The sequence below is a fragment of the Mucilaginibacter sp. RCC_168 genome, from assembly GCF_041355315.1.
GTDB lineage: Bacteria > Bacteroidota > Bacteroidia > Sphingobacteriales > Sphingobacteriaceae > Mucilaginibacter.
Genome location: NZ_JBFUPN010000016.1, coordinates 101,619 through 115,342 on the forward strand (window position 1 = coordinate 101,619; position 13,724 = coordinate 115,342).

Consider the following 13,724-nt stretch of genomic DNA (forward strand, 5'->3'; position numbering starts at 1 on the left):
TGTTAGTAATGCGTTTTTGGCCAAATCCGAAATCGAACATCCGAATTCCGATATCGGAATTAATTATTCTTATCGTCGTCCGTTTCTGTAGCTGATCCGGTAAATTCATTTTTGAATGATGCCAGCAAACGACCGCCTTTGTAAAAATAACGGCTGTAGTAATTGTCATCCAGGCTGCTGATAGCTACACCTTTTGATGAAGCATGTGCAAAACGGCCATTACCCAGGTAAATACCCACATGAGAAATTCTGCGGCTGTGGATCTTGAAGAAAACCAGGTCGCCTTCTTTCAGATCATCTTTACCAACAGGGTTTACCATGCTGAAAATATCGCGTGAACTTCTTTTAATATCCAGGTTAAAAACCTCGCTATATAATTCTTTTGTGAATGCCGAGCAATCGATCCCTCTTCTTGACTCGCCGCCGAAATGGTAAGGGGTACCTATCCAATCGTAAACAAAGTGAAAAAGTTTCATGTTTGAGGTGGCGGATAACGCGACACCCATAATCTGAGATAAATAAGTTTTAGCTAAACTTTCCTGCTCATCAGGAGCCTTGTCGGCAGTGGTGTTCGGAGTACTTGCGGTTTGAGCTTGCGAAGCTAAAACGCTGAAAAGTAGTACTATAGCAAGAGTAATTTTCTTCATTTAACGCGTTAGTTTGCTGTTAGGGGCAACAAATTGTTTATTAAATCAGACACTTATGTCCACCAGTAGCTACAAAACTATCTATATTTTTTAAAATTGCAAATAAATGGCACTTTTTTTTCAAAAAATATAAATATAACATCTATACTAAAAATCTTATCAATCAAAGCCGGTCACTATTATGCTTATGATACTTTCAGGGTTACCTTTTGGGCTAATTCTTTCGTTTTTTGTAAAAATTACATGTCACAAACGCGTTAAAAACGTTTTAAAATACCGTTAAACTGTGTTATAGGGTCAAAAAGGCTTCGGCAATATGAACATAAAGCCATATAATGTTTGGTTAAACTTACAAAACACGGTTAAGCCTGCTCATTTATAGCTCTTTCTTAAAATAAAAGATAAAACATCACAACAAATTTGCTCCAGTTTCGATATTTTCACGGATATATTTAGATTTGCGCTTTACTCCAAGATTATTGATTGTTTTAATTACATGAGTTCAATCGAAATTAATAAAGACACTTACCTGATGTGGTACGAACAAATGCTGTTAATGCGTAAGTTCGAAGAAAAAGCAGGACAGTTATACGGACAACAAAAAATAAGGGGCTTTTGCCACCTGTATATTGGGCAGGAGGCTGTATTGGCCGGAGCCATGTCTGTAATTAAACCCGAAGACAGCATGATCACCGCTTATCGCGACCACGCTCATGCGCTTGCCAAAGGTGTAACCCCCAATGCGGTAATGGCCGAGTTATATGGCAAAGCTACCGGATGCTCAAAAGGCAAAGGTGGTTCTATGCACATGTTTGACAAGGAAAAACATTTTTATGGTGGCCACGGCATTGTAGGCGGCCAGGTACCACTGGGTGCCGGTATTGCTTTCGCCGAGAAATATAAAGGTACCGAGTTTGTAAACATTGCCTATATGGGCGACGGCGCTGTACGCCAGGGTGCGTTAACAGAAACCTTTAACATGGCTGCTTTATGGCAATTACCGGTAATTTTTGTTTGCGAAAACAACGGTTACGCCATGGGTACTTCTGTTGAACGTACTACTATCCAAACAGATATTTATAAATTAGGCTTGCCTTACGGCATCCCATCACAAGCTGTTGACGGTATGGACCCAGCCGCGGTACACGTAGCTATGGACGAAGCCGTACAGCGTGCGCGTCGTGGTGAAGGACCAACCTTTTTGGAAATGCGTACCTATCGCTACAAAGGTCATTCCATGTCCGATCCTCAAAAGTATCGTACTAAAGAAGAACTGGAAAGCTACAAGGCTAAGGACCCAATCGAAACAACCAAACAAGTTATAGTAGAAAAAGGTTATGCTGATGAAAAATGGTTTGAAGAGATCGATGCCAAAATAAAAGACATCGTTGATGAATCAGTTAAGTTTTCTGAAGAATCACCATGGCCGGAAGCTTCTGAGCTATACACTGATGTTTATGTTCAGGCAGACTATCCATACATCAGAGACTAAGTATTAAGTTCTGAGTCTTGAGTTATAAGTTTTAAGTCTTTTTTGACTCAGAACTTATAACTCAAGACTCAAGACTAACTATTATATTTATAAGAAATTTTAAAACATATAAATAGTATATGGCCGAAGTAGTTAAAATGCCTAAAATGAGCGATACCATGACCGAAGGGGTATTGGCAAAATGGCATAAAAAAGTTGGCGATAAGGTAAAATCCGGCGATGTACTGGCCGAGATCGAAACTGATAAAGCTACCATGGATTTTGAATCGTATCAGGACGGCACCATTTTATATATAGGTGTTGAAGAAGGTAATGCTGTTCCGGTTGATGCTGTTATTGCTGTTTTAGGCAAAGAAGGCGAAGATTACAAAGCAGTTCTTGCACAGGCTGGTGGTGGTTCTGATAAACCTGCTGCACCCGCAAAAGCCGAAGATAAACAGCCTGCGCCAGTTGCGGCCGCAGCACCAAAGGTTGATCTGTCAAGCATCCCGGCTACCGTAATACGTATGCCAGCGCTTAGCGATACCATGACCGAAGGTGTTATTGAAAAATGGAACTTTAAAGTGGGCGATAAAGTAAAATCTGACGATTCACTGGCTGATGTGGCAACCGATAAGGCTACTATGGAAGTTGTGGGTTATGAAGCAGGCACACTTTTATATATAGGTCCAAAAGAAGGTGAAGCCGCACCGGTTAATGGCATTATAGCCATTGTTGGTAAAGAAGGCACCGATATTACACCTTTATTACAGGATGCAACAAACGCACCAGCCGCTGCCGCACCTGCAGAAGAGGCAGCCCCTGCTACGGCAGAAACACCGGCAACTGCCGATGCAAGCCCGGCTTCATCTGCTGATGACAGCCGTGTTAAAGCATCTCCGCTTGCCCGGAAAATAGCAAAAGATAAAGGCATCAACCTGAATGATGTAAAAGGCAGCGCGGAAGGCGGCCGCATTATCAGGAAAGATGTGGAAGGATTTGTAGCACCGGCTAAAACTGCCGCGCCTGCTGCTGCTCCAGCCAGCACCGAAGCAGCCGCTTCATCTGCTCCGGCAAAAGCACCCATCGTATTGCCAACTTATACCGGCGAAGAGAAATTTACCGAAAGAGCAGTTACACAAATGCGTAAAGCCATTAGCCGTCGCTTAAGCGAAAGCTTGTTTACCGCTCCGCATTTTTATGTAACCATGAGCATTGATATGGATCAGGCGATTGCCGCCCGTACCCGCATCAATGATATTGCCCCGGTTAAAATATCATTTAATGATTTTGTAGTTAAGGCTGTTGCCGTTGCCTTAAAACAACACCCGGCCATTAACTCTTCATTTCTGGGTGATAAGATCCGGACCAATGAGCACGTACACATCGGTGTAGCCGTTGCCGTTGACGAAGGTTTGCTGGTACCGGTAGTTAAATTTGCCGATGGTAAATCATTAAGCCACATCTCTGTTGAAGTAAAAGAGTTTGCCGGCAAAGCAAAAGCTAAAAAACTACAACCGGCAGAAATGGAAGGTTCAACCTTCACCATATCAAACTTAGGTATGTTTGGGGTTGATGAATTTACAGCCATTATTAACACACCAAACGCTTGTATCCTTGCAGTTAGCGGTATACAACAGGTTCCAGTTGTTAAAAACGGTGCTGTGGTACCAGGCAACGTAATGAAGGTTACCTTAAGCTGTGACCACCGTGTGGTTGATGGCGCAACAGGTGCCGCGTTCCTGCAAACCCTGAAATCATTACTGGAAGAACCGGTAAGATTGCTGATTTAATTTCAGAGTTCGGAATTTCGATTTCGGATTTATCATAAGAAAAAGCGGTGAAGAAATAACTTCATCGCTTTTTTATTTTTATGACGATTGCAGATGATCAGTAATATTCCTGAGCTGCTGCGTGTGCCGTTGTGCGTGGTAAACAGCCTGATAAGCCCACTCCAACCGGGTAAGGTAACCGATGGTGGGGAATTCCCAAAGCAGACAGGTATCTGTCAGGTCCTTTGTTTCCACCAGGTAGATCAGGCTGTTATATACTGTTCTGAGCTTTTTGATCAATATATCCCTATCATAAAGTTTCTTAGCTGGCGTGATGGAGGGCGCTGATTTAAATTTCAGGTCGAAATTCAAAAACATATCTTTTACACGCTGTACATATTGATCGGGAGCTCTGTCGGTATCGCAGATGGGGCCGCTCAATACATCCACAGAGCTCGATATGGATAATACCATATGCTCTATCAGTTCGGCGGCCGTCCAGCTACCTTCAAAAGGGATGCGGTTAACTTCGCTTTGTTTAATGGGTTCAAATAAATTCAATTGCGCCTGTGCCACAGATCCTATCAGCACCGGTAAGGGTTGTACCAAAGCATTTTTTTGTTGTTCCATATTTTTCTTTCCTGATACTGTTCTTTGATATTTCAAAGTTCGGTACATCGGTTTAAAGACATGGGTGGCAATAAAGACAATTTCAGGGTGATTTGCGACAAGGACGCCCCCCTCTTTCGGCACGCTATTTATTTTACCCGGCAACCACCTCTGAATGGTAATAAATCCGTTAATCAATTGTCAAATAACCACCTTGCTTTTACACCTTTTGCTTTTATTGTATATTCACAAAAAATTTATGTTATGACGCTTTATAGCTTTCTTCAGCATCTTCATTCCGGTTTCAGGTACATTGTAGTGGTGCTTGTTATTGTGGCCGCCCTGTTGGCGCTTCTTGGTCTTACAGGTAAAAAACCTTACACCGATGGCAACCGCAAACTTAACCTGTTTGCCATGATCTCGGTGCATACTCAACTGCTCATCGGTATTGTGTTATATTTTGTAAGCCCGTTTGTACAGTTTACTAAAGACACGATGAAAAATCCCGCTACCCGTTATTTTACTGTAGAGCATTGGGTTATGATGGTTATTGCCATTGTACTAATCACTATAGGTCATAGCAAATCAAAAAAAGCCGCTACCGACGAAGAAAAGCACAAAGCTATTTTTGTATTCTATATATTGGGTTTGATCATAATTTCGAGCGGTATCCTATTAATTCCACGTGGCTAATAGGATTTAGCAAATAAATAATTTCAGAAAAAATTTGACAATTCAAATTTCTTTCTAAATTTGTGACCACGATGATTAAAAGCACTCATAAAAACAGCTGGTGGCACCAATTAAATTTGGCAGCCGGTTGCGTTTTTAGTCAGAGATAACTAATCAATTGTAAACCTAAATAGGAAACCCGGCGACCCCAATTCGCCGGGTTTTTTTGTTTAATACACTTTTTGAATATAACATGAACAAATTTAAAATAACTACTACCCATAAAAAGCTACTTGCAGATACCACTACGCCGGTAAGCATTTACCTGCGCCTGCGCGATGTGTTCCCGAACTCGCTGCTGTTGGAGAGCTCCGATTATCACAGCCGCGAAAATAGTTTAAGCTACATTTGCTGCGAACCCATCGCCGGTCTGGTACTCAACAACGGCATCCTCAAAAAAACATATCCGGATGGCAGCCAGGAAACCCACGAAGCAGGGTCTTTTGACCTCATTGATCAGATCAATCAGTTTATAGCGAGTTTTGATACCGATGCCAATCCGGGTAAGATCATATCAAACGGGCTCTTTGGTTATTTTACCCACGAGGCCGTAGAACATTTTGAAACCATCAAGCTCAAACAAAGCAGCGATACCACCCGGCAGATCCCCGTGATGCAGTACCATGTATACCGCTACATCATCGCGATTGATCATTTTAAGAACGAATTGTACATCTTCCATAACCAGGCCGAAGGCGGCCTCACCAACGGTGGTATCGAAAAGCTGGAATACCTTATCAAAAACAAAAACTTTCCCGAGTATAATTTTAAGAGTAAGGACGCCGAGCAATCAAACCTCACCAACGAGGAGTTTATCGCCATTGTAGAGAAGATGAAACAGCATATTTACCGCGGCGATGTTTTCCAGATCGTGCCTTCGAGGGCATTTTCGCGCACCTTTCAGGGCGATGAATTTAATGTTTACCGTGCCCTGCGCTCTATCAATCCTTCGCCCTACCTGTTTTATTTCGACTTTGGCGATTTCCGTATTTTTGGTTCATCGCCCGAGGCACAGATTACCATCAAAAACAATGTAGCCAGTATTTTCCCAATCGCCGGTACCTTTAAACGCAGCGGGGATGATATAAAAGATGCTGAAATTGCCCGTAACCTGGAGAATGACCCCAAAGAATCGGCCGAGCATGTAATGCTGGTTGATTTGGCCCGCAACGATTTGAGCCGCCATTGCGAGCAGGTGCATGTTAAGGCATTTAAGGAAGTACAATATTATTCGCACCTGATACACCTGGTATCGCACGTAAGCGGCAAATTGCTGCCGGGCGTATCATCGTTTAAAATTGTGGGTGATACCTATCCTGCCGGAACATTGAGCGGAGCACCAAAATACCGGGCTATGGAAATCATCGACGAAAACGAGAAAGCCAAACGCAGCTTTTACAGCGGCGCCATTGGTTACCTGGGTTTCAACGGCGATTTTAATCACGCCATCATGATCCGCTCGTTCCTCAGCAAAAATAATACGCTGCATTACCAGGCCGGTGCTGGCATTGTGGCTGGTTCCGTAGCCGAAAGCGAGCTCAGGGAAGTAGATACCAAAATATCGGCACTAAGAAGAGCTGTGGAGCTGGCGGAGGAGCTGTAACTCATTTCGGAATTCGGACTTTCGATTTCGGATTTCGTGTTTAGAATTTAGAATTTAAGAAAATGAACAAGATATTAATAATTGACAATTACGATTCCTTTACCTATAACCTGGTGCATTTGGTTAATGAACTTGGCCTGCAATGCGAGGTTTGGAGGAATGATAAATTTGCCCTGAGCGATGTGGACACATTCGACAAGATCATCCTATCGCCGGGGCCTGGTATACCATCCGAAGCAGGTTTACTGTTGGAGGTGATCGAAAAGTATGCCCCCACCAAAAGCATATTTGGTGTGTGCCTGGGGCAGCAGGCCATTGCAGAGGTGTTTGGCGGTAGTTTGTACAACCTGAGTCAGCCGATGCATGGGATAGCCACACCTATCAAGATAACCAACAGGCAGGAGGAGCTTTTTAAAGGCCTGCCAGATAGTTTTAAAGTTGGCCGCTACCATTCATGGGTAGTAAGTGATAAAGACCTGCCAGAAGTGCTCCAGGTAACCGCTATCGACGAAGAAGATAACTCCATCATGGCACTGGCCCACCGCGAATATGATGTACGCGGTGTGCAGTTTCATCCGGAATCCATACTCACTGAGTACGGCAAGGAAATGATGCACAACTGGTTGAATTAATACAACCGCGAAAATGATAACTTTGCGTTAACACAAATCCGCGCGTCATTGCGAGGTACGAAGCAATCTCTATGCTATACAGAGCATGTATAAAGGATTGACCTGCCTGTGTAGAGATTGCTTCGTACCTCGCAATGACGTGACTAATATATTTTGATACATGAACATACTTGATAAAATAGTTGCCAATAAAAAAAAGGAAGTAGCATCTGCTAAAAAACGCGTTTCCTATGTTGAACTGGAAGAGTCGGAATATTTTCATCGCGATACTTACTCCTTCAAAGAGTTTTTACTGGATCCGGAACGCAGCGGTATTATAGCCGAATTTAAACGTAAATCGCCCTCTAAAGGCATTATTAATGATAAGGCAAGGGTTAGCGCGGTTACCAATGGCTATGCCAGCGCGGGCGCCTCGGCCCTGTCTGTTTTAACCGACCGCAACTTTTTTATGGGCCGCAAGGCCGATCTGGTGAAGGCCCGTTCGGTAAACAATATACCTATCCTGCGCAAGGATTTTATGATAGATGAGTACCAGGTGATCGAAGCCAAATCATTAGGTGCCGATATTATTTTACTGATAGCCGCCATACTTACACCTGCCGAAATTAATACCATGGCCACACTGGCCAAAAGCATTGGTTTAAATGTGCTGCTGGAGGTGCATAACCTGGAAGAGCTGGAGCGCAGCATCCATCCCAAACTGGATGCCATTGGCGTAAATAACCGTAACCTGGCCGATTTTACCGTATCTGTAGAAACTTCGTACCAACTGGCCAAACATATCCCGGCAGAGTTTATGAAAATATCTGAGAGTGCCATCAGCGATCCGGAAACTATCCGTCATTTGAAACTGGCAGGGTTCAACGGGTTCCTGATCGGTGAAACTTTCATGAAACAGGCGGACCCGGCCCAGGCCATGCGCAATTTTGTAGCCAAGTTATAAACAGGTGCAGTAAAACTTTTTAAACCTTAAATTTTAACAAATTTCTGCTCAAAATCGGGGTAAAATGGGTCGAAAATCGCTTCGAAAATCCTCGTTTTAACACATTTAACAAATTCTAACACGATTTTTAATGTGTTTGAAAACTTTAAAAAGTATTAATTAAACAGCCCGGCTTTCTACTCAGAAAACCGGGCTGTTTGGTGTATATAAATATACGACTTTTTGGAGCAAGGATTTGGAAGTAAAGACTCGCGCCTATTCACGGGACATTTCCCGCACGCCATTGCAATGACATGTGGTTTTATTTATCTTTAGGAAATCAACAGATAGATTTCAGCAGCCTAAAAACCTTTTTTAGTTAAAAAGTCATGCCCTTTACTTTCGCACACCCCGCCTTGGTTTTGCCGTTGAAGTATCTCCCCAAGACCTGGATCTCCATGATTGGCCTGGTAATCGGGAGCATGACGCCCGATTTTGAATATTTTTTCAGGATGCGGGTGCGCAGTATTTATAGCCCTACCCTACCCGGATTATTTTGGTTTGATTTGCCTGTGGGATTATTACTGATTTTGATCTACCGTAAGATCTTAAAAGACAAGCTGATCGATCACCTGCCTGTTCAGCTTAATCAGCGACTTTCTAAATTTAAGGGTAATACCGAAAACCGCATTTCACCGGGATACATCGCCGTAATTATTGTTTCGATCCTCGTTGGCAGCGCCTCTCATTTACTATGGGACAGCTTTACCCACCCCACCGGCTATTTGTTACAAACATTTCAGCTTTAACACATACGATCCATATTGGGAGCCGTCAGTTTTATGCATATAAATTAGCACAACATGCCAGCACGTTATTGGGCGGTTTAGCCATTTTTTGCGTCCTCTATCGGTTGCCCAAAGGCCTAAATACTAAGGTTAGTAATATTGCTGCTTACTGGCTAAAGTCGGTTGGCATTGCTGTTATAGTAACGGCCATTCGGTTGACATGTGGGCTGAATTATCATGAGTTAGGCAATCTGGTGGTTACCACTATCGCAGGTATGTTTATTGGGTTGACGGTTGTATCTTGTATATACTCCACCGAAGTCTCACAAACCAAGTAAGAATTTATTTTTGTCAGTTAAACGGTTGAAGCATCTATTAGGCAACATACATAGCTCAATAATAGATCCTTCGTTCCTCATGATTACAAATATATATTGGTCTTTTTCCCACCTCCTCTTTCCAGCGAAGCTGAAGAGAGAGTGACCGAGCGCAGCAATGGTCGGGTGAGTCGGCTCTTGAACTTTTCAATTTTCGCCCCCCTGTCGGTTTTGTTCTATTTTCCCATTCCATGGCCCTATAATTTTGATAAAAAATTAAACACCATGAAAAATCAGGAAAACACCAAAAAACAAATACTGGTACTGGGTGGTACCGGAAAAACCGGCAGCCGCGTTGTGAGCAAGCTACAACAACTGAACTGGCCCGTACGTATCGGCAGCCGTAACGCCACCATACCTTTCTACTGGAACGATCAAAGCACCTGGGCCGCCGCATTGCAAGGTATCGATTCGGTTTATATCTCTTATCAACCCGACCTGGCTATTCCGGGAGCGGCGGACACTATCCGTGAACTGGCCAAATTAGCCATAGCAAAAGGGGTTACCCACCTGGTGCTACTATCGGGCCGGGGCGAAGAGGAAGCGCAGGCCTGTGAAAAAATAGTAATGGATGCCGGCACCAACTGGACCATTTTACGTGCCAGCTGGTTTAACCAGAATTTTAACGAGGGCTACTTGCTTGACCCTATTCTGTACGGACAGGTTGACTTACCCGTGGGTGATGTTCCAGAGCCTTTTATTGATGCGGATGATATTGCCGATGTAGCCGTAGCAGCACTGACTACCGATGGCCATGCCGGGCAATTATATGAACTGACAGGTCCACGCATGCTTACCTTCAGCGATGCCGTACAAGAGATAGCCATTGCCCTTAACCGCCCCATTCAATATAACCAAATTTCAATGGATGATTATAAGGCCATGATGCGGGAGTACCAGATTCCTGATGACTATATCTGGCTCATCACCTACCTGTTTACCGAGGTGCTGGATGGCCGAAATGCCAGCCTGGCCGATGGCGTTCAACGTGCCTTGGGTCGTAAACCCACAGATTTTTCGGAATATATCCGCAAGGCCATTGCCGCTGGGGCGTGGAAAGTGACCGCATATATGTGTTCAAAACAAGGGTATCACCCTGAGCTTGTCGAAGGGTTGAGCGCAGAGGCCAGCCCACCATACTTCGACGGGCCCTACCATTATGGATCCTCCCTTATGTCATTGCAAGGAGGAACGACGAGGCAATCTCGTAGCTATTCCTATCCATGAGAACACGAGGAGGTTGCTTCGTACCTCACAATGACATATCTTATAATTTAAAAACTTCCGAAATTTTAAAATTTCGGAAGTTTCATATCCGCTGCATGGGTACTATTTCTTCACCGGGTAAAGCGATTCGATAGCCACTACATCGCTTGCCGTAAACGGACGGTCGGTACCATCGCTGCAGGCCAGCATCCATGATCCGGGTTCGCCTCCTATGGGGGTGCCTGGGATATAAAAAGCAAGGCCGCCTTCGTCAACGGGCAATTTAAAGAAAGCCTGTAATATCCCTATCCATGATGACGTATCATAACCGCAACTATAGGCTCTGTTTTGGAAATCGGTATGCCTGAAACCAATTGCGTGGCCAATTTCGTGTGCAATAACGGTAGTCAGCTCTCCCTTATCCACAAAAGTCTTGGTATATCTGGAACTATTAAGCGCGATAGGCGTTGCCGGCCGGCCATCAGCTCCGGGAAACCCCGACGACTGACCCAGGATGTTGGGATCGCCAAACTGCTGCCCCTGGATCAATATATCCTCTTTCTCTGCCGAGGCCGAATCCAATAGCGTAAACGTTAATGTTAAGCCCAGGTCGTTATACCGTTTTATGGCATTTTTAGCCGCCGTGGTAAATACCTGCTGCGACGCACCCGCGCTCACCTTTACCTTGATCGCATTGGTTAAGCCGGTAACAATAAACAAAGTGCGGTACTGCTCGGTAACCGGTTTTTTAAAAATGATCTCACTCACATGCTGGCTCTGAAAATCGAGATCTGACTGTTTTAATAAAATATCCCCTTCAACAATAAAGCCCCCTTTTACCCGCACAGCGTTTGCGGGCGAAAACCCGGCTTTGGCAATACTTAACTGCTCATCCTGGGTAAGTGCTGTGCTTACAACCGGTGGTTCGGTGGTATTACTATTCTTTTTGCAGCCAACAGCCGCTGCGATAGTTAATAAGATTGCCAGAATAATTGTTTTTTGATTGAGTAAGGATTTGTTTTTCATTTTTAGTCGGTAAATAATAATTCGTTATAGTAAATAGATGATTGCCTATAGAGCAATAAACATAACGATTATTATTACACACATTTAAAAATGCACAAATTGAATAAATATTATAACCAATAGTTAATAATAGAGACGGGTCAGCTGCGTATGTGCATAAAGCCCGGCAACGCTTATTGGTAAATATTTACCAAATGCAATTATTCCTATATTTATATAAATACTATACCTATGGAAAAAACAAAAGTAATTGGACAAACCAAAGACGCCGGCTTTGAAATAGGCGTCCGGAAAACATTCCCGGTTTCTGTGGAGCAGGCCTGGAATTTCTTGTTTTCGGACCAGGGACTTGCTATCTGGCTCGGGGGAATAAATCCTAATGAGTTTGACATTAACCAGGGCTACAAAACAGCCGAGAGCACTGCAGGTAAACTAACCGTTTTTAAACCGTACTCGCACACCCGCTTAACCTGGCGAAGAAAAGATTGGGACAATACATCAACCCTTCAGCTTCGGGTGATCAATGCCAAAGGCAAAACCACCATAAGCTTTCACCAGGAAAAACTCCTCAACAATAATCAGCGCGATGAAATGAAGGCTCATTGGGATGCGGTAATAACGCAAATAGGCAGCTATTTGAAATAAGCATATGAGGCTTAAATCGTAGTAAAAGAATAAATTCGGCCTGCTTAAACTATCTTTGCGGTTTATGGTCCTATTGATAGAATGGATGTGCTATTAACATCCATTTTTTATATACCCAAAGCTTGCATCGTGAAACTTAAACCGATATTTTTATTACTTCTCTTACTAAGTACTACCCTGTTTTGCAAAGCCCAAATATTTAGTGGAGGCCGGGAATTGAGTGTAAAACCTGTTGATGTTAATAATGAACAGATCATCCTGTTCTTGTTGCTCAACGGAAATATTCCTGTTGATAATAATTTAAATGGCAAAGCCCTTTACCGCGATCAGTTTGATGGCTTTGATAATACCGGTAAATTAAAATCTATCGGCAGCACCACTTTTACCTATTACGATCGCTTTGACTGGGAAGAAAATTTTGGCAAGGTCAAATCCATCAACAAGACACAGATCACTTATTACGACCGCTTTGACTGGGAGGAGAATAAAGGCAAGATTAAAACTGTGGGCAGTATCCGCATCACGTGGTATAACAGGTTTGACCGTGCGGAGCTTTTGGGTAAGCTTAAATCGGTAGGCGATATGTCGGTAACTTACTATGATGCATCGGATGGTCGTGAAAATGCCGGCAGAATAAGATCTATTGGGGATACGGTGTTTACTTATTACGGCAAATTTAATAGCGACTATACAGGCAAGCTTAAATCCATCGGCAAAAATTTGATCACTTATTATTATAGTGGCACCGATAGCAATGCCATATACGGCAAATTAAGATCCATCGGCCGCGCCAGGATCATCTATTTTGATGTGTTTGACGCTGACGAAAGCAAAGGCAGGATCAAAGCTATTGCCGGACCGTTTACGGATCCGGAGAACCAGTTTTAAAGCGCAGGTTCATGGCGGCAATGCCATAATGATGAGCGCCACACCGACCCATTGAATAGGTGTCACGCTTTCGTTGAGTATAAAGTGTGCAAATAAGATGGATTCCGGTATCTCTACCGATGACACAATGCTGCCCAAACCAATACCTGTTTTAGGCAAACCTTTGGTAAACAGCAGCGGTGGCAATATGGTACCAAACAGGGCCAGGAAAGCGCCCTATTTCCAATGTCACTCAAGCGTAGACGCTTGAATGGGCGGGTTCAAAAATCCTTGTTCCTTATTCCCAGATATTCTTTGTTCTAAAAACCCTTGCTCCTTGCTCCCAAAATCCTTGTTCACTATTCCTTAATCCGTATCAGTATTACCCTATTCTGTATAAATTATCCCGCGCGGACCCCTATACCTT

At 43.5% G+C, this 13,724-nt stretch carries 13 protein-coding genes and 1 pseudogene; 10 read left to right on the forward strand and 4 right to left on the reverse strand.

Going from position 1 to position 13,724, the window contains the following annotated elements:
* Positions 1-59 precede the first annotated feature (59 nt).
* Positions 60-647, reverse strand: coding sequence for a C40 family peptidase (locus tag AB6735_RS16520; RefSeq protein WP_076376454.1), 588 nt, complete (start codon positions 645-647; stop codon positions 60-62).
* A 496-nt stretch (positions 648-1,143) separates the two neighbouring features.
* On the opposite strand from AB6735_RS16520, the gene pdhA reads away from it, so the two are divergent.
* On the forward strand, positions 1,144-2,139 hold the full coding sequence (gene pdhA, locus AB6735_RS16525; protein WP_370996954.1) for a pyruvate dehydrogenase (acetyl-transferring) E1 component subunit alpha: 996 nt from the start codon (positions 1,144-1,146) through the stop codon (positions 2,137-2,139).
* A gap of 119 nt (positions 2,140-2,258) precedes the next feature.
* The gene (locus tag AB6735_RS16530) at positions 2,259-3,911 is read left to right on the forward strand and encodes a 2-oxo acid dehydrogenase subunit E2 (RefSeq protein ID WP_370996955.1); all 1,653 of its coding nucleotides are present in this window, start codon (positions 2,259-2,261) and stop codon (positions 3,909-3,911) included.
* A gap of 78 nt (positions 3,912-3,989) precedes the next feature.
* Here the strand turns inward: AB6735_RS16530 and AB6735_RS16535 are convergent, their stop codons facing one another.
* Positions 3,990-4,520 carry a DinB family protein gene (locus AB6735_RS16535; protein ID WP_370996956.1) on the reverse strand — a complete coding sequence of 177 codons (531 nt, stop codon included), beginning with the start codon at positions 4,518-4,520 and terminating at the stop codon, positions 3,990-3,992.
* A 243-nt stretch (positions 4,521-4,763) separates the two neighbouring features.
* Between AB6735_RS16535 and AB6735_RS16540 the strand changes: the two genes are divergently transcribed.
* The 6 genes and pseudogenes from AB6735_RS16540 (at position 4,764) to AB6735_RS16565 (ending at position 10,780) form a co-directional block, all read left to right on the forward strand.
* Positions 4,764-5,192, forward strand: a complete 429-nt coding sequence (locus tag AB6735_RS16540) for a cytochrome B (protein WP_370996958.1) — start codon at positions 4,764-4,766, stop codon at positions 5,190-5,192.
* A gap of 232 nt (positions 5,193-5,424) precedes the next feature.
* Positions 5,425-6,834, forward strand: a complete 1,410-nt coding sequence (locus tag AB6735_RS16545; protein WP_370996959.1) for an anthranilate synthase component I family protein — start codon at positions 5,425-5,427, stop codon at positions 6,832-6,834.
* 62 nt (positions 6,835-6,896) lie between these two features.
* Entirely contained in the window at positions 6,897-7,466 is a 570-nt protein-coding gene (locus AB6735_RS16550) for an aminodeoxychorismate/anthranilate synthase component II (RefSeq protein ID WP_370996960.1), read from the forward strand.
* Between the two features lie 160 nt (positions 7,467-7,626).
* Complete coding sequence (trpC, locus tag AB6735_RS16555) at positions 7,627-8,409, forward strand: indole-3-glycerol phosphate synthase TrpC (RefSeq protein WP_370996961.1); 783 nt, start codon at positions 7,627-7,629, stop codon at positions 8,407-8,409.
* A gap of 368 nt (positions 8,410-8,777) precedes the next feature.
* A pseudogene (locus tag AB6735_RS16560) lies at positions 8,778-9,514 on the forward strand (DUF4184 family protein).
* A 264-nt stretch (positions 9,515-9,778) separates the two neighbouring features.
* Positions 9,779-10,780 carry an NAD(P)H-binding protein gene (locus AB6735_RS16565; RefSeq protein ID WP_370996962.1) on the forward strand — a complete coding sequence of 334 codons (1,002 nt, stop codon included), beginning with the start codon at positions 9,779-9,781 and terminating at the stop codon, positions 10,778-10,780.
* A 102-nt stretch (positions 10,781-10,882) separates the two neighbouring features.
* Here the strand turns inward: AB6735_RS16565 and AB6735_RS16570 are convergent, their stop codons facing one another.
* Positions 10,883-11,785 (reverse strand): M57 family metalloprotease, encoded by a 903-nt coding sequence (locus AB6735_RS16570; protein WP_370996963.1) that lies wholly within the window; start codon positions 11,783-11,785, stop codon positions 10,883-10,885.
* Between the two features lie 231 nt (positions 11,786-12,016).
* Here AB6735_RS16570 and AB6735_RS16575 point away from each other — a divergent pair, with 231 nt between their 5' ends.
* Both AB6735_RS16575 and AB6735_RS16580 read left to right on the forward strand, forming a co-directional pair.
* The gene (locus AB6735_RS16575; RefSeq protein WP_370996964.1) at positions 12,017-12,430 is read left to right on the forward strand and encodes an SRPBCC domain-containing protein; all 414 of its coding nucleotides are present in this window, start codon (positions 12,017-12,019) and stop codon (positions 12,428-12,430) included.
* A gap of 129 nt (positions 12,431-12,559) precedes the next feature.
* The gene (locus AB6735_RS16580) at positions 12,560-13,318 is read left to right on the forward strand and encodes a hypothetical protein (protein ID WP_370996965.1); all 759 of its coding nucleotides are present in this window, start codon (positions 12,560-12,562) and stop codon (positions 13,316-13,318) included.
* 9 nt (positions 13,319-13,327) lie between these two features.
* On the opposite strand, the gene AB6735_RS16585 is transcribed toward AB6735_RS16580, so the two are convergent.
* Complete coding sequence (locus AB6735_RS16585; RefSeq protein ID WP_370997011.1) at positions 13,328-13,525, reverse strand: EamA family transporter; 198 nt, start codon at positions 13,523-13,525, stop codon at positions 13,328-13,330.
* Between the last annotated feature and the right edge of the window lie 199 nt (positions 13,526-13,724).